Here is a 22,264-nt window from a genome sequence, read left to right as displayed (position 1 = left end):
TAACGTACCACTAGCCTGTCCTGCAATTTGCTATCATGTCACGTCAACAAAATCGCGGTACGCGTTATGGATATCCAATTTGAAGAAATCGAAGAATTTCAAGATCTGTATCTGAAGCTGGCACAGATAGGCTGTGACGTTGAATTCGCACCCTTGCGTATTCCCGTTGGCATGCCCGTCACTGTAGAAACGCACCGGCAAGCAATTTTGTTTGCCTCGCAGTTGATGCAGAAGCGCTGCGATCAGCTCAAGCAGAGGCTGTCTGAAGCATACGACTATCAAGAACGCTTTAAACCAGACCATATTCAATTAGCTGTCCATGCACATTTGCTGGATGCGCCGCTCGCTATGTCCAGGCAACAGTTCCTTGGTCAGGCTTGCGATCTGGAGCAGCGTCGCCTTGTGCTCAAGAGTAAAGGAAAACAATTTCCACTTTGGGCTTTCTGGTTTGGCGATGATGAAATTCCAAAAAACAGAATAGCCCTAAACTCGCTCTACGGAGACGAACCCAGCTTCACAGACATGTTTTGTGAGCCAGAACATGGTTTGAATGGCGACAACGCCAAGATCAATAGTGCCTACTTTGAAACGATAGATTGCTTGTTCAATGGGATGCACGGCGAACAGGATATCTATGCCTGGAACCCGGACTGCACAGAATATCTGAACCATGACGACCACAGGGCACAACGTTACCTATGGACATTTCACCAGCGCGACAGTGATCGCATCATAGTGATATTGATGGTGTCGGGCGATTAAAGCCAGGTGCAGCCTGTGGTACTGCTTAACTGCCATCGCTTATAATGAAAAAAACACTGAAAGTATCCATGCAATTCCGTACAATTTTCCTGCTCCCCCTGTTTCTGCTTCCTTTGCTCGGCCATGCACAAGCACCCAAAGAACTCGTACTCAATAAAGAACAACTCGTCAAATACGGAAAGTCGTATAAAACTGCCGAAGTGATTTACCTGCGCAAGTTTCTCAATACCTATGCCAGTCATCGTGAGGCAGTGTCTCCTGTCGATGAAGGGGCCGCCAAGGTGCTTGATAGCCTGGCGCTGGACAAGAAAATATTGAAAGGCAAATTCATGGTCTATCAATATTCCAACATCATCGGTGGTGGCAAGGGCGTCTCCATCGTCTCGCAAGATCACCCTGAAGTCATTCTCGATTTCTGGGTATATAAAATTGAAGATGGCGCTTACGAAGTGCGCGATCTGTTGATACAGGACGACAAGCGCGATATCGACAGCTTCAAGATCACCTATCGCAACTATTTACATCACAAGACTTTGGCGATGTGAACGCTTGCTTGGTGTGCGTCGCAAAGACACTCCACCAGCACTGAATGAAGCAGACCCACATGTAGAAGGAGCATTCATGTTCGGAAAAAAAAAGAAAGACCCATCAACAGACTTGCTCAGCGAACCGCGCGAGCAGCACTATATATTCGCCCACCAGGGCGTGCGCCAGGCATGTGTAGATAACCCTTTGCAATTCTTCTCCATCATTGCATCGGAAGAACAAAGGCCCTACCTGGCCTGGATGTGGGATGTCTGCGCCAGGCATGTCAAAGAACCTGCCAGTGAGTTGAATGTCGACGATGTCGAAGTCACGACTTGCCGCCTGCTGCAATACCCCGCCGTGATACTCAAAATGCCAGAACCCAGAGCAGTGGCAGAAGTACACTACGTCGCCGCAGTGTTAATGTTGGATGGCGAAAGCGAGCAAGTACCTGAGGACGTAGGCGTGCGCTACTTCACCCTGGAGTGCGGCATCAATATGGACGGCACACGCAGGACAGTCTTCTGCGAATGGACTGCCGACGGCGACCATAGCAATTTTGGTGATGGACCGCAGGCAGAGCCTGAGGCGTTCATGCGTGTAGTGGCTGACAGGCTGGCTGCGTAAGTCAGGGAAAGTAGCTCATGCAGGCGTGAATGGTCTCGCGTATTCTCATGCATGATTTTGAAGTAAAGAAATTTCAGGCCTGGTTATTTTGACTCACAAAGTAGTGCCGGAAAATGGTAATGGATATAGAACAATCTTGTGGTAGTTGCGCCACTTCGATGAAGGTCAATTATAGTCTGCGCTTCTCTAAAGGGCCGTCCTGGAGCAGCTCTTATCGCTGCCATCAATGTGGAAATGCAATCGAGGTAGATGCAGACGGACCTCTGGGTAATCCTGTTCGGGCAAAGCTGCTTGAGAAGTATGGTTGCGTTGCTCTGATTTTTGGCGGCAGTGTTTCTGACATGAATTTGGTTAAATTTATCAAATCTCTTGCAGCAACGGATATCAAAAAAGCGTTTTCATTGGCGAGGAAAATTCGCGAACAAGGTGGAATTTGTGGGTTTTCCTGTGAAATCAGTTGGTTGAAACTCTGCGCTGAGAATAACGGGATCGTTGATTTTCAGGTAGTTGACTTGATTCAATGCGTTGATGGTAAAGCTTATGCTTTCCTGGATTTTTTTGACGATTTGGGAAATTAGTGTCGTGGGTAGGATTGGTGTAGTAGGTACGATTAGTGCAACGTAATCGTACGCATGGTCATCAGCAACTCTCTACGCTGTTCAATAGTTGCCGCCACTTTGTGATGTAAAATCAAGCAGTTATCACATTTTCGCTGAGATGAGTGAGCGGCATCCATGCGATGCTTGAGACCTCTCGTTATTTGCACACCACATGCGTACGATTACGCTACACTAATCGTACCCACGCAGGCAACACAGGCCGAACGTCCCATCGCGCCACAATATGTACTGGCCAGTCCACGCTTGCGCGCTTTCCTTGCATCAGCAGCTTATAGTCATTATCCGTGATGAGGCAAGGCACGCGCTCGGTGTGGCGACCGTAGTTCACTTCCGCTTCAATCACCGGGCGTTCAAGATAAGCTTGCAAACGCGTCGCATCGTCGGCGGGCAAGTAAGCGCTTGACCTGCGGATATCGGCCAGCAGGCATAGTCTGGCGTTGGCGGCACTGGATAAGTCATCAAGCAAGTGGCTCATGTCCGTCATCGCCGTGACCAGTCTGGAATAAATAAAATCAGTAAATGAAAACGCCTCTATCGTATGTGCGTCAGAGTCATGCCAGATATAGACAACGACGCATTCGCCTTCATGCTCATCTTCATGCGTTGTCAGGCAAAAGACATCACCTGCACCAGCGATGTAGGTACGATTAGTGCAACGTAATCGTACGCATGGTCATCAGCAACTCTCTACGCTGTTCAATAGTTGCCGCCACTTTGTGATGTAAAATCAAGCAGTTATCACATTTTCGCTGAGATGAGTGAGCGGCATCCATGCGATGCTTGAGACCTCTCGTTATTTGCACACCACATGCGTACGATTACGCTACACTAATCGTACCTACGCAGGCAACACAGGCCGAACGTCCCATCGCGCCACAATATGCACTGGCCAGTCCACGCTTGCGCGCTTTCCTTGCATCAGCAGCTTATAGTCTTCATCAGCGATGAGGCAAGGCACGCGCTCAGTGCGGCGACCGTAGGTCACTTCCACTTCGATCACCGGGCGTTCAAGATAAGCTTGCAAACGCGTCGCATCGTCGGCGGGCAAGTAAGCGCTTAACCTGCGGATATCGGCCAGCAGACACTGTCTGGCGTTGGCGGCACTGGATAAGTCATCAAGCAAGTGGCTCATATCCGTCATCGCCGTGACCAGTCTGGAGTAGATAAAATCAGCAAATGAAAACGCCTCTATCGTATGTGCGTCTGAGTCAAGCCAGATATAGACCACGACGCATTCACCTTCATGCTCATCTTCATGCGTTGTCAGGCAAAAGACATCACCTGCACCAGACTGGGCAAAAGGGAAGAAGCTGCGACCGTTCTGGCTTTCAGGGTGCAGCCAGCCCTTGATGGTTTCTGCAATCGCTTCTGCATCCAGCCATTCAAAATCATAGCTGCTGGCCAGCGCAGGCGGTGATTCTTGCAGGTAGTGTTCCCAGTTGGCTTGCCAGTCTGCCCTGTCTTTGCCATAGCTGGTCAAGCCATCGCGATAGAGTGCCTGCAACAAGGGCGGCAATTCTATGTGGGCTGCCTGGGCGAGTGTGGAAACTTCTTCCAAGATATTTTTCATGGGGATACTCTTTGCTGCTTGATCGTGACCTTTTGTTGTTTGCGGCATCGCATGCGTACGATTACGTTTCACTAATCGTACCTACGGGGGCTTGATTACCTCTTACCTGTTTCTTTACATATCATTTCGATCTTTTGCAGAGTCCGAATCGCACCTCTCCTGTTTGGAAAGTTTTTTTGCCGAGTAATAGAGATATAGTGAAAGAACGAGAAATAAAGTCGATTGACTAAATTTTTCCAATAGACCAAAAATCCCAGCATCGATTACACTAAGCAAGGCACCTAAAAACAAATCTTTAGATCGAATTTTTAATTTCAATTTCTTCACCTTAAAGAAACTACGGATAGCTGCATTTGTACATTGCAAAAATCACATTGTCGTAGGTACGATTAGTGAAACGTAATCGTACGCATGGTGAGCAGCAATTCTCTATACTGCTTTATGATCCCGGACAAAGCATTCATTGCACTCGCGTTGAAATGGAAAAGCGGTGACCGTGGAGCTTGATTATAAGCTCTCGCTATTTGTGGCACGACATGCGTACGATTACGTTTCACTAATCGTATCTACGGGGGCTGTATGTCCCTCTTCAAATGGCCTCGATTACCTTTGATGCCGTTTCCACAGTTCTCTCATTCAATCGGACAGTTAATGTAGAGCCTTGCCAAGCATAAATGATTAACGAGTTATTTTTAAACTCAAGCTGCAACCGTGCATTCGCAATCGGGCCAAATCCTACTACATTTACTTTGTCTCCTTGCTCAATCGCAATTTCCTCCGCCCATGGTTCAATTACTAATTTGGAAATACTTTCAGGCATATTGTCTAATAAGATATTTTGTTCGCTCATGGAAGCATTTTTCTCAATCATTTTTTTACCCCCAAAGTTCCAGTTTGCAGGTTGCGTTATAACGCACCCTGGTTACGGCAACGTCCAGCTTCACCCCGGCATCCCCAAATACAATTCCTCCACCTTGGCCCTGGCCCACGGTGTCTTGCGTAAAAACTTCAGGCTGGATTTGATGCTGGGGTCGCTGGTGAAGCAGTTGATGTCTATCATCTGGCCTAGTTGGTCCCAGCCGTAATAGTTGACGAGTTGTTCCAGGATTTTTTCCAGGGTGATGCCGTTCAGGCTGCGGGGGGCTTGTGCGCTCATGTGTTTTTCCTCGGTGATACCGGATGATATCAGGCCGCAGCGAGGTCGGCATCTGTCTGCCAGGCTTATATCGCGCAGGTGGCGGTATCTGATGCCTGTCGTGGCTGGCTTTCATACATGGCCTTGCCAAGCACGACAGGCGTGCTGGCTGGCTGCGCGATGCCATTCTTGATCGCGACAATTTCTGCCATGATGGAGAGGGCGATTTCTGCCGGGGTCTTGCTGCCTATGTATAGACCTGCTGGGCCATGCAGGGCTTGCAAGGCAGATTCAGGGATATCGAAATGGATGTGCAGGCGTTCGCGTCTTTGCTGGCTGTTGCGGCGTGAGCCGATGGCGCCGACGTAGAAGGCGTTTGATTGCAGGGCGTCGATGAGGGCCAGGTCATCAAGCTTGGGGTCATGGGTGAGGGCGATGACGGCGGTGCGGTTGTCGGGTTGCAGGCGCAGTATCAGGTCGTCCGGCATTTCATCACTGACGACTACCCCCGGCAATTGCCAACTGGCGCGGTATTCTTCACGCGGATCGCAGACGATGACGGCAAAGCCCAGGCTCAGTGCAAACTGGCACAGGTAGCGCGACAGATCACTGGCACCGATGACGATGATGCGTGCCTGTGGGCCAAGGTACGTGACCAGTTTGTGATCATCCAGCCTGGGCAAACCATCATACTGGCCTGCCTTTAGTTGAGCATGGCCAGTCTGCAGATCGAGCGTGCGTTCCACACTGCGGCGCTGCTCGCAGGCGAGCAGCAATTCATCCAGACGGCTATGGGCAGATACTGGCTCCAACACCAGCTCTACCGTACCGCCACAGGGCAGGCCAAAGCGGTGCGCCTGGTCGGCAGAGATGCCATAGCGCAGCACCAGCGGCAGATTGCCTGCACAAACAGCCTGCACGCCTTCTTCCCTGATACGGTGGATGAGGTCATCTTCTATGCAGCCACCCGATACCGAGCCCACGGTTTCACCGCGCCCGTTGATCGCCATCAGCGACCCTGGCGGGCGTGGTGAGGAACCCCAGGTGCGCGCCACCGTGACCAGAATGACTTGCAAGCCCTGCGTGTGCCAGCTTAGCGCAGTACGCAGGACCAGGGTATCGAGATCTTCCATGCTTTGACCTTAACTGATTTGACCTTAGGCCGTCTTGAATGGCAGTTCACGCCAGCGCTTGCCACCTGCTCTGGCAACGGCATTGGCAAATGCCGGGGCCAGCGCTGGCAAGCCAGGTTCGCCCATGCCGGTAGGTGCATCTGCACTAGGTACGATGTGCACGGCAACCTGTGGCATGTCGGTAATGCGTGGCACAACAAAATCACCGAAGTTGCTTTGCTCGACCACACCATCCTTGAGCGTGATGGCTGCGCCTGGCAGGCACATCGACAAGCCCATCAATGCCGCACCCTGCACCTGTGCTTCCACCGTTTTAGGGTTGACCGCCAGATTACAATGCACGCCAGCCGTGACCTTGTGCAATTTGGGCTGGCCATTTTTGATGGATGCTTCTACCACATAGGCAACGATGGACGAGAAGGATTCATGCACAGCGACGCCATAGGCGCGACCTGCAGGCAGTTTCTTTTTGCCATAGCCAGATTTTTCTACCGCCAGTTCCAGGGCTGCCTTATGACGTGGATGCTTGTCACCCATCAGTTTCAGGCGATAGGCCACCGGGTCTTGCTTGGTGGTTTCGGCGATTTCATCGAGCAGGGTTTCCATCACAAAGGCAGTATGGGTAGAGCCCACACTGCGCCACCACAAGACCGGCACATTGATTTTTGGGTGATGGACTGACAGGCGCATCGGCATGTCATACGGTTCTTTCATGCCTTCAACGGCGGTCGCATCGACGCCATTCTTGACCATCATGCCTTCGAATGGCGTACCGCTGACGATGGACTGGCCGACGATGACATGGTCCCAGCCCAGGATATTGCCCTGCGCATCAAAACCGATATCTGCCCTGTGCACATGCATGGGGCGGTAGTAGCCACCCTTGACGTCATCTTCACGGCTCCACAGGGTGCGCACTGGCGCATCCAGGCCAGCGGCGACTGCTGCCTTGGTAACATTGCAGGCTTCCACCACATAATCGCTGGTAGGAATGGCACGACGACCAAAACCGCCACCGGCCATCTGGGTGTGGACAGCGATGTTTTCTGGCTTCAGGCCCAGCGCGGCGGATGCGGCAAAGCCATCCAGACCAGGCATTTGTGTGCCAACCCACAATTCTGCCTTGTCGCCTTTGATGGAGACGGTGCAGTTCAAGGGCTCCATAGGCGTATGGGCCAGGTAAGGAAAACTGAATTCAGCATTCAGTTTATGCGGTGCAGTGGCGATTTTTGATACATCGTCGTTGTACTTCAATGCGCCTTGCTGCTTGGCCAATTCTTTATAACTGGCCAGTTGTTTTACGCTATCGACTTTTTCTACGCTGCCCAGATCCCATTCCAGCTTCAGCACATCGCGCCCCTGCTTGGCTGGCCAGTAGCCAGTAGCGATAATTGCTACACCTTCGCCACCGCGATCTACCGGCACACGTACCACGGCCTTGACACCCTTGATGGCCTTGGCAGCGCTATCATCGACAGACTTGAGTTTGGCACCAAATACCGGCGGACGCGCGACAACAGCCGTCAGCATGCCGGGCAAGTGCATATCAATCCCAAAATCCTGGGTGCCAGTTGACTTGGCTTTGGCGTCCAGGCGGCCTGTGGGTTTGCCGATCAGGCGGAAGCTTTTTGGGTCTTTCAGAACGACTTTTTCTGGCACTGGCAATTTCATGGCCGCTTCTGCCAGTTCGCCATAGGTCAGTTTTTTGCCACCTGGCCCGACGACCACGCCTTTTTCTGTGCGCAGGCCAGAGGCATCAACACTCCATTGTGTCGCCGCAGCCTGTACCAGCATGGCACGGGTGCGTGCACCCAGCTCACGGTACTGGGTATAAGAATGGGCGATAGAATTTGAGCCACCCGTCAAATGCATGCCATATGCCGGATCGACATAGGCGGGGTGATTACTACCATTGGCATACTTGACCTTGCTCCAGTCGGCATCAAGCTCTTCTGCCAGTATCAAGGGCAAGGCGGTTTGCACGCCCTGGCCAAATTCCAGGCGGTTAATCGTTACTGTGACCGTGCCATCCTTGGCAATCTGGACAAAGGCACCCGGTTGCTCGGTTGGTTTCAAACCGGCGGGTGCCTTGGCTGCGGCGTCCTGGCCTATCGCCAGCATGGGGTAGCAACCCAGGGCAAACCCGCTGGCAGTTGCCATCTTCAAGAAGCTGCGGCGGCTCAGGCCAGTTGCACTAGTTTCGGGGCTGGTGGATTGCAACAGAGATTGCAAATGGCGTGGCAGTTCATTCAAACGGGCTTCAAAATGCATGTTGGTTCTCCTGATCAGGCCAAGGTGGATGCGGCGTCATGAATGGCGGCGCGGATACGTACGTAAGTACCACAGCGGCAGATATTGCCCGCCATGGCGCTGTCGATGTCGGCGTCACTGGGTTTCTTGTTGGTTTTGAGCAGGGCGGTAGCGCTCATGATCTGACCGCTCTGGCAGTAACCACATTGGGCCACGTCATGCTTGACCCAGGCGGCCTGCACGGCTTTGCCGACCTTGTCCTGACCTATGGCTTCGATGGTGGTGATTTTTTGGCCAACAGCGGCAGAGATGGGCGTCACGCAAGAGCGTATGGCCTGGCCGTTCAAATGGACGGTGCAGGCACCGCACAAAGCCGCACCGCAGCCAAACTTGGTGCCGGTCAGGCCCAGCGTATCGCGCAGGGCCCACAGCACAGGCGTGTCGGGGGCGACATCGACGCTGGTATTCTTGCCATTAATAGTTGAGTTGATCATGAAAACCTCCAGTATGGGGTGACGATATGTTGTTGATGCCGGGATGGTGCCGGATTGGTGCCAGGTGAATGGCGGCGGCCATGCCCATGTTCAGGCTGCCGCTGCAATGCGTTAATTGACGGCTATTGTCAGCTCTCCCGCCAATAAAGCGTTTGCCTGATTCGACGTATTTCTTGCCTATTTCGATGAATGCCCGGCAGAAATTGAAATTTCCACCCTGAAAATGGTAGGCTGACGATAGTTCAAAAACCTACAGTTCAAAAAACCTAGCGTCGTATCATGCAGACCTCACTCCAGACAGCCGCCTATCCATCATCAAGCCCCTCTTTGGCTGACATGGTCGGCAACATCATTCAGGCAGACGGCGACTGCATCACCCAGGTACCAGGCTTGATCATGGTGAGACGCAGCAAGATCACCGACCCCATGCCCTGTTTCTATGGTCTGGGGCTGGGCGTGACCGTGCAAGGCAGCAAGCGCGTCAATCTGGGGGAAGAAGTATTTGACTATGTGCCAGGGCAATCCCTGGTCACCTCGGTCGATTTGCCGGTGGTGTCTTATGTGACGGCTGCCAGCAGCACCAAACCATTTCTGGGCATGTACCTGACACTTGATGCCCATACCATCACCCAGTGCGCCGCTGGCATGACATTCGCTGCACCGCTCAAGGCCGCATCCTCGCTGGCGATGTCTGTCGTGAATATGGATGAGGGTTTGCTCGACGCCATCACCCGCCTGGTACGCCTGCTGGATGAACCGCAACTAGTGCCCATGCTGGCGCCGCTGATACAGCAAGAGATTATCGTCCGCCTGCTCAATGGCGAGCATGGCCCGGTCTTGCGCCACCTGGTCACCGCTGGCTCAACGGGCCAGCAAATTGCCCGCGTCATCGCCTGGCTCAAGCAGAATTACACCGAGGACGTTGCCATCGACGAGCTTGCCAGCAAGGCCCACATGAGCGCCTCCACCTTCAGGCTGCACTTCCGCACCGTGGCAGGCATGAGCCCCTTGCAATACCTGAAACACCTGCGCCTGCAAAACGCCCGCCAGATCATGCTCATTGAAGACATCGACGCCAGCAGCGCCGCCCTCAGAGTAGGCTATGAAAGCGCCTCCCAGTTCAGCCGGGAGTACACGCGGCTGTTTGGTGAACCACCGCTGCGCGATATCAGGCGTATGCGGATGGGGATGTGAGGGATAGTTTGTAAAGTTTGTGCGCTAATTTATGCTTAAGGGGATGTGTACTTTACATGACTACGCATGATGGGAAGCGCAACGACGCAAGCCTTGCTGGCTCTACTACTTGCCAGATTTGGCTGCACTTTTTTCCAGCGCCGCGGCTTCATCTTCACGGCCAGTTTTGCGGTAAAAATCGACGAGCTTATTGCGGGTCCGTATGATGCGTTCGTGATTCGGGACCATCGCGTACTCCACAATTTCCAGTGATTGTTTCAATAGTGGTTCCGCCTCAGTAAACCTGGATAATTTTATATAAAGTGTCGCAAGCCTTTCCATACTTGCTCCTACCACTGGCTGATTTGCACCGGCTGCCTTTTTCCAGATGTCGGTGGAGCGCTTATAAAACAATTCAGCTTCTTCGAATTTACCTTGCTTTTCAAGTAATTCTCCAAGATTGCCGGTCATGACCGCCATCGTAAAATTATTCGTACCCTTTACTTTTTCAGTGATGATCAGGGAGCGTTTAATCAAAGGCTCTGCCTCGGCATATTTATCCTGGGCCAGGTAAAGCATGGCCAGGTTATCGAGGGCTGAGGCCATATAGGCATGTTCCGGACCCAGCCCTTTTTCTATGATGACTAGGGCGCGTTTGTATAAAGGCTCAGCCTCAGCGTAGCGGCGTTGCAATTTGTAAGTTAAGGCCAGGTTATTCAAAACGAGTGCTACGTCGATATGGTTTGGCCCCAGTGTTTTCTCACGAATTGCCAGCGCACGAAGGTATAAAGGCTCGGCTTCTGCATATTTTTCTTGCGTCCTGTATAAACTACCGAGTTCATTCAGGCTGCTGGCAACATTCTGATTCTCCGGCCCATTTGCCTCTGACAGACGCAATAATTGTTCCGCGGCAGTGATCGCTTCGGCGTATTTCCCCTGTTTGGAGAGTGACTGAACTTTGTCATAAAGAACTTGAAGTTCATTGGTTTGCGCATTAACAGGGTTTAGTGTTGCAGCTGCGAGAGAAAGCAAAATGATGCTTAGATATTTTTTCATCTGATTCTGTAAAATTGGGATTGCTGAAAAGGCGGTCTGCCCATTCAGCGCCCTATAGCTGTTGGCTAGTACTGGAAGCCAAAAATTATACCTGATCATTGCAAATTAGCATCTTCTTAAATAAACCATTTCATGCATTTCTTTCACTACTTGCCATTCAGAGGTACAGTTGATCGCGTTGGCAGATAGCGGATATTTCACGCGCATGTTGGCAATCTGCACATTTTTTGCTCAACTTATTGCACTGTTGTAGTTGTCCTGATTGCGATAAACTATGAAAATATTGGCGAGCCACAATGGCTTATGGCTACGCGATTTTCTCGTGTGATTGATGGTCACTCAAAGAAATTGAACAGGTGCAAAAAATGAATCCAGATCAGGCTTTGCCAGGTTTCCGTCTCGTTGGCGCGGGCACAACATTTCAGGCGCGCGATATCTGCGACATGGTTGCCGAATCCCAGCTTTTCGCTGACCTTGAGTGGAAAGACATCGAGGCCCTGGCGGCCTATTTGCAATGCTATGAAGTCTCGGCAGGCACGACCATTTTCAGGGAGGGCGAATCAGGTTCTTACATGGGCCTGCTGGTCAAGGGTGAAGTCGGGATACTCAAGACTGATCTGGACGGCACGCCTCACCGCATCGTATCGGTAGGGCGCGGCAAGACCATAGGCGAGATGTCCATCATCGATGGCGAAAAACGCTCAGCCACCTGCATCGCCTCACATACCAGTATCCTGCTCTTGCTGACCAAGGACAATTACCAGCGCATCATCAGGGAAAAGCCAGCGCTGGCAGTGCAAATCCTGGCCCGGCTGGCCAAACTCATGAGCCAACGCCTGCGTAGCGTGAGCGGGCAACTGGTGGAGTTTTTGTGAGAGGGACTGGCAAGCAGGAGTTAAATTGCTGGCTTGTTCTTAAGCATGCTTTGCTTTCACGACCTCAAAAAAGACACGGCTAATCAACGCTGGATGCCAGATCAAGTCTGGCATGACGGTGCAGTGGCTATTGTTGGATAGGGGATTTCCGTGCATGGACCAGCACAGTGGACGTAGTCAGGGTCGTGTGTCCTGTGGGTACGAGAAACGAAAGTATTGCCGTTTGCATTGGAAATGACAAATCGCCGGATACGGATATTCATTTTCGAGTTCATATCCTCAAACCCGTCATGCCGGACTCGATCCGGAATCCAGCGACTTTGCTTGCCCAATGTCACGCATGTTTTAAGCTGTGATTTGATCGCGCAAAGGCTGTCTTTGTGTGCAGTGATCAGGCAAAATTCTCAAAAAACAAATCAACAAATGGCAGGTTTTTCATCTCTGGTTCTTGCAAACGCTTTTTCAGCCTCGGTATCAAAGGATGCAACAGCAAGGCGTCACGCAAATCGCCCTGATATTCATAGTTGGCCGCCTCTATGATTTCTTCCAGTTGTACTGCGGCACATGTGTCGAGCATTTCCAGCGCCACATCAAAGCCTGTCATGGGTTTGGATAGCAATAGTTTTGAGATAGCGGAAGCCTTCAGCCATTGATCTGCATGCGGGCTGTGTAACAGCAACATGCATAGTTCTTCAAGCGCAGGATGATTGCGGCGCCAAAGTTCTGAGAGTGCAAATTCGGCACAATTGGGTTCTTCATGTTCTCTGACCAGTTGCAGCAACGTGCCCTCCGCGACCGCAGGCCAGTCTGGCTCTGTGCTTGGGTATGCGATTTGTATCCAGCTTGCTTCATCCATCATGGTCGTCCTGGAATAGGGAAATTCTTGTGCGCAGGCACACTAAAGCGCATCCCATCAATCCTTTATTCCCTATTGATCCTCTTCAACCTCTGCCCCAAGATCGCCCAGACACAATCCTCGCCATCGACATTGCCGCAGATAGCCCAGCCCGTGCCTATCTTTTCTACGGTGGTGACGCAGTCGAGTTCTGCACCCAGTTTTTTGGCCCAGTTTTCGGCGGCGCTTTTGCCTTTGAAGAGTTCCTTGCCTTCAAATATCACGGTGGTGTCAAAGACGGGGGCGGCGAATACGGTGTTCATGCGGGTTCCTGGGCGGGGTGAGTAATGTGAAGTGGAATTAATGTGTTAAGTAGAAGTTGTGTGCCAGTATAAGATGCTTTGTTGATTTAATTGCTTTTATCCTCTGCATGCACCCTTTGTAATGCGCTCATGATCTGGGCAGTTTCTTCTTGCGACCCCAGCATCAGGGTTCTGCATACTTGCTTGGTTGGTCCTCTAAACTGGCGAAATGCTAGACTTGCATTGACATCGTTCATGGTTGATTTCGCCAGATCAAGTACCTCACAAAAAAATTGGGAATAGGCTTTATGATTGGCGTTGTTATCACCTATATTGATTAAGCCGTAAGCCCCGCCACGCAAGACAGTATGAACGACCATGCCGTCATGCACGGTGAACGACTGTGGTTTTTCCAGTGCGCATTCTGCCACCATGAGCAAATCAAGCAGATGCATGAAGGCATCGACTGGGATGTCTGTCTGTGAGCGAAGAGTCGGTGTTTGTTTTGGTATTTCCCAGGCTTGTTGCCAGACCGGTGACAATGCTGCTACTAGCGTGAGTTTGACTACCCCCTCTTTTTGAATAAATGTCAGACACATTTCTGGCTCATGGGATGTTTTGAACAATACACGCAAAGCATATTCTGCCTGAGCCATATCATCGTCATTGGCAAAACCCCCCAGACCAAGAGCTATGCAAATGTTTTCTGAATTATAGTTTGCTGGATACATTTTGTATTTTGATCGTCAGTTTTTTACGCAATTGAAGTTTGCTTCAAAGCCACATGACGCATTCAAAAACAATTCGTGGTTACCGTAGACCCAAAACGTGTCGATGTACATTGACGTGGTGGCGGCGGCGGCGCTGGTGTCTGCTGAATGATCACCTGCGGTGCTTGTCCTGGCGCCTGTGGTTGAGCTGGCGGGTTAAGCATTTGTAGTAACTGCAAATTTTGCAAGAAGTTATTTCGTTGTTGCAATTGAGCTTGTTGCTGCGCTTGCTGTTGGGCCAGTTGCAGTTGAGCCTCCTGGATTTGTAGCTGGCGGCGGGCTTCTTGCTGCCTTTGCTTTTCTGCATCGCGCTGTTGCTGGTTTTGTGCTTCGGCATAGCGTCTTTGCGCTTCTGCCTCTTGCGCTTGTCTGGCATCGGCCATGTCTTTGGCTTGCAGGCTGGCGACCGTGTTGCTGAGTTTGTGATTGAATTCCAGGTCCAGTTTGGCCCTGCTCCTGGCCAGTTCACCGTAGCTGTACTTGCCGCCATACAGGTCGGCAAAGGCATTGCGCAAATCCAGCCGGTAGGCGCTGATTAACTGTTCGATTTCTGGTCGCAGTGTTTTCTTGCGCGGTTCGGCATGGATATCGATGCATCTTTCCCATTCAGCGACGACATACGACAGCGCCGCCTTGTCCTTGGCATTGGGCTTGGTGTTATTCGCCATCAGTTCCAGGCTGCTTGTCTTGCGGGTATCCATGAGTAGCTTGCCAGCCAGTGATTTGGTTCTGGTGTCGTTGTAAAGTGTATCGAGGCAGGCGAGCGATTCTTTTTGCAGCGCCTCGTTTTCCACTTGCTGTTGTTGCGCCAGGGCTTGCTGGCGGCTGGCATTGGCTTCGGCTTCTCTGGCATTTTTTACTGCGTCGCGCAGTTCAGGGTAAAGCTTGTACAGCCTGTAGAGCGAGCCGTCGGCAACTTCATCACCTTGGGCGCTGGCCTTTTCATAAAAGATGGCGGCTTGCAAAGGGTCTTTTTTTACTCCGCCCAGACCATTCGCATACAGCCAGGCCAGGCTGGACTGGGCTTTGACAAAGCCTTGTAGTGCAGATTTTTTGTACCAGGTTTCAGCATGCACATAATTTTGCGGTACGACTTGCCCGGTTTCGTAGAAAAACCCGAGATGAAACTGCGCTTCTGCATTGCCTTGATGAGCAAGTTTTTCATACATGTCAAACGCAGTCTTCAAATCACCTGACTGGCGAATCGCAGTTGCTTCAGCAATACTTTGCGAAGCTGCAGGGTAACAGGTCAATAGTATGGCAACAGCGAGACAAAGCCGGAGATTTTTTTTCATGGCGCAATCAAGACGGGATCATATGGACGATAGTAGCAGATATGGCAATGAACGAACTGGCCTTCCATGAGTTTTTTTGCTAAAAGAATGTGAATGGCAGTCAGCACAAACCATGCAAAAGCGTGGGTTTGTATGCAGCAAACTCACAACATCAAATGCAAAAAAGCTTTCTTTCCTCAAGCAGCCCTTGCTACAATCCGTCCATCGCAGCATTACCGCCTTATGTGATCAAGACCCATCCCGGATATGTTGGCCAGCCTAAAAAAGAAGTTAACAATAGCTGGTGCGACACAACAAGCATGACATGTTCAGCAAGATGTCACACAGCAATTCGCTCTGCAGACATCAAAAAATACTTGCGATATAAAATCTGAATCTCTTTTCAGAAAACTTTAAAAATGCGCGTGGCAGCATGGCCTGTGCCTGCGACTTTGCGCGCCCAACAATAAGAAAAATATGAAAACAAATTATTACCTCGTCATCGACTTTGAAGCCACCTGCTGCGACCAGGGCAGTGTGCCGCGTGAGCAGATGGAAATCATCGAATTCGGCGCTGTTATGGTCGAAGCACGCCAATTTCAAGTTGTCAGCGAATTCCAGCGATTTGTGCGGCCGGTCAGATATCCAGTTCTGACCAGCTTTTGCACAGAACTCACCTCCATACAACAACATGACGTGGACAGCGCGCCTTTATTCAAGGACGTGGCCGCACAGGTTAAAAAATGGCTGTATCAATACCAGGGTTTCGTGTTCTGTTCCTGGGGCGATTATGACCGCAAGCAATTTCAGCAGGATTGTGCATTCCACCGCATCCCCAATCCCATAGGCGCACCGCACATCAACCTCAAGCCTTTGATGTCTGAGCGTTTTAATCTGAGCAAGAAACTGGGGTTGGGGCAGGCAATACGCCATGCCGGGCTGGAATTTGCCGGCACCGCACACCGAGGCATAGACGACGCGCGCAATATCGCGCGGCTGCTGCCGTTTTTGTTTGATGCGGGGATGCGTTAAGATGAGGGCAATACAGATATAGACCTTGCTTGCTAATCTTGGCGTGCCGCGCGCGTCAATACTTGCCGGCATATGCTCATTCCAAAATATGAAATATCCTCTACAAACACACAAAACAGGCAGATTTTTCCCCGCAAGTGGAACCTGTGGCAACTGCGGTAAGCTCGCTGACGGGAAATTTATTTGTTTTTCAATCAATGCGATGGAAAGAATTGGTAATACAGATTCTTTTGCGCCCGCAGATGTCATTACTTCTGTCAGCCTGTTAGATCATGGTGTGACTGAATCAGGCAATCCACTGACACTATTTGATGACATCAATGACGCTTTCTTTTGTTCTACCGCTTGCTTGCGTGCTTTTTTTGATCGAGTGATTACTGACTTTGAGAGTGGCTGTTCGTAAATTTATAGGGTGAATACAGCGTACTCTAATCTCGCCTTACAGTAGAAAAATCAAAAGCGAGTTGCCCGCCTGGTGAGATGGACATTATCAGAGTATCTCTGCACGAATCTTTCTCGCTCTTAATCGTTATGTCATAAATGCGGCAATTGATACTGTCTTCCACCGCAAAATCCAAGCAGATATTTTCTACATCGAAAAAAGTAAAAGTAGAGTTCTGTTTTCCAGGATACTCAGGCAAATCAAGGAAGTTGAGATAGATGTCGTCCACATCAATCATCAATGTCTCATCTGACTGATTGACTCTCACATGAAACCTGGCGTCATGCATACCGCCAAGTGCAAGAAAAAATGCTGCAGGATCTTTAATATGGGTATGCATGATTTACGTATGCCGTACTGTTTTGTAGATTGCTTTAATTTCCATCAGCACGATGGGTGGGCTTGGAGAATACGCCAGCTTCGCTATTCAATGCCACTGGTGCGCCAAAACGCAATAGCCTGCCTGCTCCAAACGCCAGTACAAAATCTATACCTATGGAAACGGCAAAGGCCAGAAATAGCCCATAGATACAGGCCGCCAGTGCAATGCCACGCATGAGTTTGTATGTTTTCTCATTCTTGAGCCAGAATAAAAATAACAGGCTGGTGGAAAAGAATAGATGTATCGCCACCAGCCCAGGATGTGTCAGCATGCGCCCAAATCTATTTTCTTCGGTAAAAGACCAATGCACGCCAAGTAGCTGTCCACCCATCAAGATCAGGATAGTCGCAATATGAAGTGCCAGTAAAATCACGGCATCGCTGTAGTTGTTTTTCATCGGTAGCCTTACCTGCGCAATCCAGAACAAAGTATCGATGCTGCTAGTGTGAATGTTTTGAGATTCATTTTTTGATCAATTTTCTTTTTGTGCATGATCTTCTGCTCGATGGATAGGCTTAGCAAATATGCCGGTTCCGCCACGCAGTGCGACTGGCGCGCTAAAGCGCATGATTCTGCTGGCACCAAATATCAATAGAAAATCTAGACCTATCGCATGGAAGATAATCAGGTAGGCTCCGTAAATACAGCCAATCAGTGCGATGCAAAACATCAGTTTGTGTGTTTTCTCGTTCTTGAGCCAGAATAAAAATAAGAGGCAAAGGGAAAAAGATAAATGCAGCATTGCTAAGCCTGGGTGTGCCAGCAAGATCCCAAAGGCATTGCTCTCGGCGAAAGACCAATTCATTCCCAGAAACTGACTTCCCACCATGAACAGAATGATTGTGATATGAAGCAGTAGGAAAAACGCTGCGTCGTTGTAACTGTTTTTCATAAAGAAAATTTATCCTGAAAGATAGCAAAACCTATGGAATTCTCTGCGTGATTTTTATGTTTGCTATTGGCATGCAGGATGTCACGCACGGTCTCCGGTAAACACTCAAAGCCAAAGGTACATTTTATTTCTATATGCAAGCTTAATATTGTCTAAATCTGGTGCGCACGGCGCACCCTACAAATTAGTTAAACCAAATTATTCTGCCGCCCGTTCCACACTGTACAACTGCTTATGCCCGCGCTCTTCATACAGTCTTCTGTAATAGTCAGCGACCCTGAAGCTTTCGTAAGTCTGCATGAGGATGCAGTTGCCATTGTCATCCAGCCGGTACAAGTGATGGGCTTGCAATGCTGTTTGCGTTTCGGGATGAAACTTCTTGATGTAATCGATACTGTCAGTCCATAAGTAAAATTCATACGCGCGCAATTGAAGATAATCCAGTACGGCGTCAATTTCCAACAAGTCCAGATAGATATTGCACTGGTCTATGCTGATCTGATATTCCAGTGTGATTTTATGTCCCCAGGGTAGCTCAAAAAACCAAAGCTCTACCGGGCCTGGGCTGTCCCAGTCACTGGGATGATCTGAATGCTTCTCGCCAAATTTGTCGACGAAGCTGGCATACGGCATGCCGACGGTGATGATGATCGTGCCCCTGCTGATATCGGCGCGGGTGATGGGGTGGATGTTTTGCATAAGGGTAGCTTTGATCTGTGTACTTGACACATTCACCGTAGCACATACTGATCAAGTGCCTTGAGCAGGTTGCCAGGCCCAGCCATCTGCATTGACAGTTTTTGCGCTGCATCGGCTGATTGTTCAGACATTGTCGCAAGGATCTTGTCGCGACTTGTTTTAGCACCTTCGGTATTCGAGCTGGCTGCCAGCGTGTAAAGTGCGCAGGCTATTACCTTGTTTTGTGATACGGCGGCTCCTTTCTCGTACATTGCCGCCAATGCTAACTGGGCATCGCCATTGCCCTGGTCAGCAGCTTTACGAAACCAGCTTAAGGCCAAAGGAAAATCTCTGGGCGCGCCCGTTCCATTTAGGTGCAAAATGCCTACATAAAATTGTGAGGCAGCATGTCCCTGGTCTGCGGCTTTGTGAAACCAGCTATAAGCTTGCGCGTTATCCTGTGTCACGCCTTCGCCGTCGAGATACATGGCTGCCACGTTGAATTGTGCAGTGGCAACGCCTTGAGCGGCAGCCTTGCTGTACCATGCCAGCGCTTGTGCATAATCCTGCTTTACCCCACGCCCTTGGTTGTACAGGTATCCAAGACTGAGTTGTGCGGACCGGTCTCCCTGTTCTGCTGCTTTGCCATACCAGGTAAAGGCTTTTGCATGGTCTTGCGGCACTATCAGGCCCTTGTCATACATGAACGCCACATTGTATTGTGCAATGGCCCGGCCTTGCTCTGCTGCTTTGAGATACCATTCAAAAGCTTGTTGAGCATCTTTGTTGATACCTTCGCCATTGTTTAGCATAAACGCCAGATTGAGCTGCCCATCGGCATCCCCCTGGTCTGCCGCTTTGCGGAACCATGCCGCCGCTTGCGCTTCGTCTTTGGTGACACCTGTTCCAGTAAAGTAGATGTGGCCCATTTGCACTTGGGCCTCAGCATCGCCAAGCTCAGCTGCCTTGCGGAACCAGATGAGTGCCTCTGTAGAATTTTTAGGAACACCTTGCCCAAGTTCGTACATGACACCAAGCCTGAATTGCGCTGTGGGCACATTCTGCGCGGCTGCTTTGCTGAACAAAATGAAAGCCTGCTTATAATCTTTTGTTACCCCCCACCCTTTATAGTAAAAAGCACCCAGGTTGTGCTGTGCGCTGGAGTATCCCTGGTCGGCAGCTTTGCGATACCATTCTGCGGCCTTGGCATAGTTTTGCGGCACCCCCTGGCCTTTTGCATACAAGACGCCCAGATGAAATTGCGCTACGTTATTGCCTTTTTCTGCCAGTGGCTGCCATTCCTTGAGTGCAGCTGCAAAATCCTTTTTCTCTGCCGCTTTAAATCCGGCGTCAAGATCTGCATGAGCAAGAGACGCATGGAGTGCACCTGACAACATGAGGAGGGGAATGATTTTGCGCATGGACATTTGAGTAATTGATGAACAAAGATTTATTGTAAATGAAATAAGTGAGGTGCGTCAGGTGTTGCGCTGGATTTTTTGTAGGAGTGGCTTTAGCCGCGAATGCCTGATATAGCTAACAACGATAGACAAGGTAAAACGTTCGCGGCTAGCGCTACTTCTACTTAGTTATTCCTGCTTAACCGGTTTTGCTGACATACTTCAAGGCCGCAACCATAGCTTGCGAAAATCCATCCAGCCACAACGTGCCAGGGTCACGCCGCCGAGTTGCGGGCCATAGTCTATGCCGTGGCGGGTGTGGCGCATGGGTAGTATCCAGGCTTGTTTTACCATACGGGCGAAGCAGGCTTCGATGAATGCTGCGCGCTTTATCGCGTCTGCCTCTGCAGCGATTTTTGTGCTGGCTAGCGCCAGCCAGTTGCGCGCTGTTTTGTCCGTCATTTGCTTGACCAGTGATTCTCCGGCCAGCCAGCTGTACAAGCCAAATTCCATGTCATTGTCGAGTACGTCACCAGCAATCACGACGTCCGCCCAATCCCGCCAGCCGTAGGGGCCAAATTCGGGAAAGGGCAGGATGTGGATAGTGACGGCGGCTCCCGCCTCGCGCAGCCTGCCCGCGACGCAATGGGTCAGGGCTATATGGCTGTCCAGCTCATAGGTCACTATGTCCAGATGTTCTGGCAAGGTGGGTGCTGTTATCGTCGTTTTTTCAGGTAAATGATTCCACTGCGGCAGCATGCCAAAAGCCATGGGGCGGGTTTCTTTTGCGGCCAACTCTGCCGCAGCGGGGCGCAACCAGGCACCGATGGTAAGGCGTGCAGCAGGCGTGGCAAATTCTGCGCGGGCCGGGTTCAGCATGACCAGGTCACAGCCTTGTTCCAGCGCGCGTATTCGCGACCAGCTATCATCAGGTGCAGGTACTTGATCAGGCGATGCATGCGCCAGATGCAGGTCAACTTCAGGCAAGGGGCTGCCATGTGGCACGACCCATAAATCAATTTCATCCAGCAAAGCGCGTTCGCGAAAATAGCCATCAAACGCTGCGAGCGTGGCCCGGTGTTCATTGTTGCGTATCAGGCGAAAAGGCCCGGCACCCATAGGCAGGCTGGCGAAATCTGCGCGTTTGTCATCATCCACTGGCATGATCACGGCGGCGTGGTGCGCCAGCAGGTGCAGCAGCAAATGATCGGGTTTGTTGAGTTGCAGCTTCACACTGCGCTCAGTACCACTGATGCTGGCCAGATGAGCAAACATGGCGCGGTAAGGGCCAGCGGTATCACGGGCGCGTTGCAAGGAATAGACCACATCCTCGGCCCGCACAGGGCGGCCATCGTGGAATTGGAGGCCGGGCCGCAGGATAAATTCCCAACTGCTGCCATCGGCACTGGCATCCCATCTGTGCGCCAGTGCGGGGATGATTTGTTCGCTGGCACGATCATATTCGGTCAGACCAGCGCATATCTGCATGATGATGTGCTGCTCGGTGCGGCGGTTGATGTGGATGGCATCCAGCGCATGCAGCGGGCGGTAGAAGGGCATGCGCAAAGTGCCAGCACGGCCACTGCCCAGATAGCCGGGCAGCGATTGCTTGAGGCGTTCACGCCCCGCACTGGGCAAGCCATCGAAGGCAGCTTCCAGTTTGCCGTCAGCCAGCAGGTGATGCAGTCTTTGCAGGCGCAGGCTTTCATGGTCTTGCAACAGGCGCAGGCGTGAGCGATGACCGCGCCCATTGCCTGGCTGCCAGTCTATCCAGCCTTGCTCCTGCATGCGCTTGAGCAGTGTGCGCGCATTGCGTTCGCTACAGCACAGGGCCGCAGCAATCTGTGCCAGGTCAGGTGCAGGGGCGCTGGGGTGCCAGTCGGCCAGGCGCTGGAAGTGATCAAGCAGGCGCATCTTGGTGTCGTAATAAAGGCGGAAAGAAATACTTGATTCTATCCGTTTTTGTCTTTCCGCCTTTGATATACGCTAGTGGACTGTAACAGTAGGAAACGGAAGTGAAAGACATGCGCCCGACGC

At 51.0% G+C, this 22,264-nt stretch carries 26 protein-coding genes; 8 read left to right on the top strand and 18 right to left on the bottom strand.

The genetic code is table 11. The annotated features are described in order from the left end of the window. Window positions 1-66: 66 nt before the first annotated feature. The 4 genes from H8L47_RS10365 to H8L47_RS10350 all read left to right on the top strand — a co-directional run bounded on the left by H8L47_RS10365 (window position 67) and on the right by H8L47_RS10350 (window position 2,492). Complete coding sequence (locus H8L47_RS10365) at window positions 67-762, top strand: hypothetical protein (protein ID WP_186953525.1); 696 nt, start codon at window positions 67-69, stop codon at window positions 760-762. Between the two features lie 68 nt (window positions 763-830). Further along, entirely contained in the window at window positions 831-1,307 is a 477-nt protein-coding gene (locus H8L47_RS10360) for a hypothetical protein (RefSeq protein WP_186953524.1), read from the top strand. 76 nt (window positions 1,308-1,383) lie between these two features. Beyond that, window positions 1,384-1,914, top strand: a complete 531-nt coding sequence (locus H8L47_RS10355) for a hypothetical protein (protein ID WP_186953523.1) — start codon at window positions 1,384-1,386, stop codon at window positions 1,912-1,914. Window positions 1,915-2,033: 119 nt separating this feature from the next. Continuing rightward, a complete protein-coding gene (locus H8L47_RS10350; protein WP_186953522.1) occupies window positions 2,034-2,492 on the top strand; it encodes a hypothetical protein in 459 nt (152 codons plus the stop codon). A 208-nt stretch (window positions 2,493-2,700) separates the two neighbouring features. Here the strand turns inward: H8L47_RS10350 and H8L47_RS10345 are convergent, their stop codons facing one another. From H8L47_RS10345 to H8L47_RS10315, 7 genes are all read right to left on the bottom strand, one after another. Further along, on the bottom strand, window positions 2,701-3,009 hold the full coding sequence (locus tag H8L47_RS10345; protein WP_186953521.1) for a hypothetical protein: 309 nt from the start codon (window positions 3,007-3,009) through the stop codon (window positions 2,701-2,703). A 363-nt stretch (window positions 3,010-3,372) separates the two neighbouring features. Continuing rightward, entirely contained in the window at window positions 3,373-4,104 is a 732-nt protein-coding gene (locus H8L47_RS10340; RefSeq protein ID WP_186953520.1) for an SMI1/KNR4 family protein, read from the bottom strand. 589 nt (window positions 4,105-4,693) lie between these two features. Next, window positions 4,694-4,975 (bottom strand): hypothetical protein, encoded by a 282-nt coding sequence (locus H8L47_RS10335; protein ID WP_186953519.1) that lies wholly within the window; start codon window positions 4,973-4,975, stop codon window positions 4,694-4,696. Window positions 4,976-5,044: 69 nt separating this feature from the next. Continuing rightward, entirely contained in the window at window positions 5,045-5,260 is a 216-nt protein-coding gene (locus tag H8L47_RS10330) for a VF530 family protein (RefSeq protein WP_186953518.1), read from the bottom strand. 65 nt (window positions 5,261-5,325) lie between these two features. Next, on the bottom strand, window positions 5,326-6,372 hold the full coding sequence (locus tag H8L47_RS10325; protein ID WP_186953517.1) for an XdhC family protein: 1,047 nt from the start codon (window positions 6,370-6,372) through the stop codon (window positions 5,326-5,328). Window positions 6,373-6,396: 24 nt separating this feature from the next. Next, on the bottom strand, window positions 6,397-8,643 hold the full coding sequence (locus H8L47_RS10320; protein WP_186953516.1) for a xanthine dehydrogenase family protein molybdopterin-binding subunit: 2,247 nt from the start codon (window positions 8,641-8,643) through the stop codon (window positions 6,397-6,399). 14 nt (window positions 8,644-8,657) lie between these two features. Next, the gene (locus H8L47_RS10315) at window positions 8,658-9,116 is read right to left on the bottom strand and encodes a (2Fe-2S)-binding protein (RefSeq protein ID WP_186953515.1); all 459 of its coding nucleotides are present in this window, start codon (window positions 9,114-9,116) and stop codon (window positions 8,658-8,660) included. A gap of 279 nt (window positions 9,117-9,395) precedes the next feature. Between H8L47_RS10315 and H8L47_RS10310 the strand changes: the two genes are divergently transcribed. Continuing rightward, window positions 9,396-10,310, top strand: a complete 915-nt coding sequence (locus tag H8L47_RS10310; RefSeq protein WP_186953514.1) for an AraC family transcriptional regulator — start codon at window positions 9,396-9,398, stop codon at window positions 10,308-10,310. A gap of 105 nt (window positions 10,311-10,415) precedes the next feature. Here the strand turns inward: H8L47_RS10310 and H8L47_RS10305 are convergent, their stop codons facing one another. After that, complete coding sequence (locus H8L47_RS10305; protein WP_186953513.1) at window positions 10,416-11,444, bottom strand: tetratricopeptide repeat protein; 1,029 nt, start codon at window positions 11,442-11,444, stop codon at window positions 10,416-10,418. Between the two features lie 266 nt (window positions 11,445-11,710). Here H8L47_RS10305 and H8L47_RS10300 point away from each other — a divergent pair, with 266 nt between their 5' ends. Then, entirely contained in the window at window positions 11,711-12,220 is a 510-nt protein-coding gene (locus H8L47_RS10300) for a Crp/Fnr family transcriptional regulator (protein WP_186953512.1), read from the top strand. 391 nt (window positions 12,221-12,611) lie between these two features. Here H8L47_RS10300 and H8L47_RS10295 read toward each other — a convergent pair whose 3' ends face one another. From H8L47_RS10295 to H8L47_RS10280, 4 genes are all read right to left on the bottom strand, one after another. Further along, the gene (locus H8L47_RS10295) at window positions 12,612-13,076 is read right to left on the bottom strand and encodes a hypothetical protein (RefSeq protein WP_186953511.1); all 465 of its coding nucleotides are present in this window, start codon (window positions 13,074-13,076) and stop codon (window positions 12,612-12,614) included. Window positions 13,077-13,141: 65 nt separating this feature from the next. Next, complete coding sequence (locus H8L47_RS10290; RefSeq protein ID WP_186953510.1) at window positions 13,142-13,378, bottom strand: hypothetical protein; 237 nt, start codon at window positions 13,376-13,378, stop codon at window positions 13,142-13,144. A gap of 86 nt (window positions 13,379-13,464) precedes the next feature. Next, the gene (locus H8L47_RS10285; RefSeq protein ID WP_186953509.1) at window positions 13,465-14,088 is read right to left on the bottom strand and encodes a hypothetical protein; all 624 of its coding nucleotides are present in this window, start codon (window positions 14,086-14,088) and stop codon (window positions 13,465-13,467) included. A gap of 62 nt (window positions 14,089-14,150) precedes the next feature. Then, entirely contained in the window at window positions 14,151-15,422 is a 1,272-nt protein-coding gene (locus tag H8L47_RS10280; protein WP_186953508.1) for a tetratricopeptide repeat protein, read from the bottom strand. Between the two features lie 456 nt (window positions 15,423-15,878). On the opposite strand from H8L47_RS10280, the gene H8L47_RS10275 reads away from it, so the two are divergent. Both H8L47_RS10275 and H8L47_RS10270 read left to right on the top strand, forming a co-directional pair. Then, a complete protein-coding gene (locus tag H8L47_RS10275) occupies window positions 15,879-16,433 on the top strand; it encodes a 3'-5' exonuclease (protein WP_186953507.1) in 555 nt (184 codons plus the stop codon). A gap of 25 nt (window positions 16,434-16,458) precedes the next feature. Then, window positions 16,459-16,836: a hypothetical protein gene (locus H8L47_RS10270; RefSeq protein WP_186953506.1), complete on the top strand. Its 378-nt coding sequence runs from the start codon at window positions 16,459-16,461 to the stop codon at window positions 16,834-16,836. Window positions 16,837-16,861: 25 nt separating this feature from the next. Here H8L47_RS10270 and H8L47_RS10265 read toward each other — a convergent pair whose 3' ends face one another. The 6 genes from H8L47_RS10265 to H8L47_RS10240 all read right to left on the bottom strand — a co-directional run bounded on the left by H8L47_RS10265 (window position 16,862) and on the right by H8L47_RS10240 (window position 22,141). Further along, entirely contained in the window at window positions 16,862-17,215 is a 354-nt protein-coding gene (locus H8L47_RS10265) for a hypothetical protein (RefSeq protein WP_186953505.1), read from the bottom strand. Between the two features lie 34 nt (window positions 17,216-17,249). Beyond that, window positions 17,250-17,654: a hypothetical protein gene (locus H8L47_RS10260; protein WP_186953504.1), complete on the bottom strand. Its 405-nt coding sequence runs from the start codon at window positions 17,652-17,654 to the stop codon at window positions 17,250-17,252. A 75-nt stretch (window positions 17,655-17,729) separates the two neighbouring features. Next, on the bottom strand, window positions 17,730-18,149 hold the full coding sequence (locus H8L47_RS10255) for a hypothetical protein (protein ID WP_186953503.1): 420 nt from the start codon (window positions 18,147-18,149) through the stop codon (window positions 17,730-17,732). A gap of 198 nt (window positions 18,150-18,347) precedes the next feature. After that, complete coding sequence (locus H8L47_RS10250) at window positions 18,348-18,848, bottom strand: hypothetical protein (RefSeq protein ID WP_186953780.1); 501 nt, start codon at window positions 18,846-18,848, stop codon at window positions 18,348-18,350. 32 nt (window positions 18,849-18,880) lie between these two features. Then, complete coding sequence (locus H8L47_RS10245) at window positions 18,881-20,248, bottom strand: tetratricopeptide repeat protein (RefSeq protein ID WP_186953502.1); 1,368 nt, start codon at window positions 20,246-20,248, stop codon at window positions 18,881-18,883. Between the two features lie 201 nt (window positions 20,249-20,449). Further along, a complete protein-coding gene (locus tag H8L47_RS10240) occupies window positions 20,450-22,141 on the bottom strand; it encodes an ABC transporter substrate-binding protein (protein ID WP_186953501.1) in 1,692 nt (563 codons plus the stop codon). Window positions 22,142-22,264 lie beyond the last annotated feature (123 nt).

Origin of the sequence: Undibacterium umbellatum (assembly GCF_014284125.1) — a bacterium.
In the GTDB taxonomy this organism is placed as follows: domain Bacteria; phylum Pseudomonadota; class Gammaproteobacteria; order Burkholderiales; family Burkholderiaceae_D; genus Undibacterium; species Undibacterium umbellatum.
This window is presented reverse-complemented; position numbering and strand designations above follow the sequence as displayed.

Excerpts from the sequence above, each read along its gene's own strand:
- H8L47_RS10365 (WP_186953525.1), top strand. The coding sequence starts at position 67 with ATGGATATCCAATTTGAAGAAATCGAAGAATTTCAAGATCTGTATCTG.
- H8L47_RS10360 (WP_186953524.1), top strand. The coding sequence starts at position 831 with ATGCAATTCCGTACAATTTTCCTGCTCCCCCTGTTTCTGCTTCCTTTG.
- H8L47_RS10355 (WP_186953523.1), top strand. The coding sequence starts at position 1,384 with ATGTTCGGAAAAAAAAAGAAAGACCCATCAACAGACTTGCTCAGCGAA.
- H8L47_RS10350 (WP_186953522.1), top strand. The coding sequence starts at position 2,034 with ATGGATATAGAACAATCTTGTGGTAGTTGCGCCACTTCGATGAAGGTC.
- H8L47_RS10345 (WP_186953521.1), bottom strand. The coding sequence starts at position 3,009 with ATGAGCCACTTGCTTGATGACTTATCCAGTGCCGCCAACGCCAGACTA.
- H8L47_RS10340 (WP_186953520.1), bottom strand. The coding sequence starts at position 4,104 with ATGAAAAATATCTTGGAAGAAGTTTCCACACTCGCCCAGGCAGCCCAC.
- H8L47_RS10335 (WP_186953519.1), bottom strand. The coding sequence starts at position 4,975 with ATGATTGAGAAAAATGCTTCCATGAGCGAACAAAATATCTTATTAGAC.
- H8L47_RS10330 (WP_186953518.1), bottom strand. The coding sequence starts at position 5,260 with ATGAGCGCACAAGCCCCCCGCAGCCTGAACGGCATCACCCTGGAAAAA.
- H8L47_RS10325 (WP_186953517.1), bottom strand. The coding sequence starts at position 6,372 with ATGGAAGATCTCGATACCCTGGTCCTGCGTACTGCGCTAAGCTGGCAC.
- H8L47_RS10320 (WP_186953516.1), bottom strand. The coding sequence starts at position 8,643 with ATGCATTTTGAAGCCCGTTTGAATGAACTGCCACGCCATTTGCAATCT.
- H8L47_RS10315 (WP_186953515.1), bottom strand. The coding sequence starts at position 9,116 with ATGATCAACTCAACTATTAATGGCAAGAATACCAGCGTCGATGTCGCC.
- H8L47_RS10310 (WP_186953514.1), top strand. The coding sequence starts at position 9,396 with ATGCAGACCTCACTCCAGACAGCCGCCTATCCATCATCAAGCCCCTCT.
- H8L47_RS10305 (WP_186953513.1), bottom strand. The coding sequence starts at position 11,444 with ATGATCAGGTATAATTTTTGGCTTCCAGTACTAGCCAACAGCTATAGG.
- H8L47_RS10300 (WP_186953512.1), top strand. The coding sequence starts at position 11,711 with ATGAATCCAGATCAGGCTTTGCCAGGTTTCCGTCTCGTTGGCGCGGGC.
- H8L47_RS10295 (WP_186953511.1), bottom strand. The coding sequence starts at position 13,076 with ATGGATGAAGCAAGCTGGATACAAATCGCATACCCAAGCACAGAGCCA.
- H8L47_RS10290 (WP_186953510.1), bottom strand. The coding sequence starts at position 13,378 with ATGAACACCGTATTCGCCGCCCCCGTCTTTGACACCACCGTGATATTT.
- H8L47_RS10285 (WP_186953509.1), bottom strand. The coding sequence starts at position 14,088 with ATGTATCCAGCAAACTATAATTCAGAAAACATTTGCATAGCTCTTGGT.
- H8L47_RS10280 (WP_186953508.1), bottom strand. The coding sequence starts at position 15,422 with ATGAAAAAAAATCTCCGGCTTTGTCTCGCTGTTGCCATACTATTGACC.
- H8L47_RS10275 (WP_186953507.1), top strand. The coding sequence starts at position 15,879 with ATGAAAACAAATTATTACCTCGTCATCGACTTTGAAGCCACCTGCTGC.
- H8L47_RS10265 (WP_186953505.1), bottom strand. The coding sequence starts at position 17,215 with ATGCATACCCATATTAAAGATCCTGCAGCATTTTTTCTTGCACTTGGC.
- H8L47_RS10260 (WP_186953504.1), bottom strand. The coding sequence starts at position 17,654 with ATGAAAAACAACTACAGCGATGCCGTGATTTTACTGGCACTTCATATT.
- H8L47_RS10255 (WP_186953503.1), bottom strand. The coding sequence starts at position 18,149 with ATGAAAAACAGTTACAACGACGCAGCGTTTTTCCTACTGCTTCATATC.
- H8L47_RS10250 (WP_186953780.1), bottom strand. The coding sequence starts at position 18,848 with ATGCAAAACATCCACCCCATCACCCGCGCCGATATCAGCAGGGGCACG.
- H8L47_RS10245 (WP_186953502.1), bottom strand. The coding sequence starts at position 20,248 with ATGCGCAAAATCATTCCCCTCCTCATGTTGTCAGGTGCACTCCATGCG.
- H8L47_RS10240 (WP_186953501.1), bottom strand. The coding sequence starts at position 22,141 with ATGCGCCTGCTTGATCACTTCCAGCGCCTGGCCGACTGGCACCCCAGC.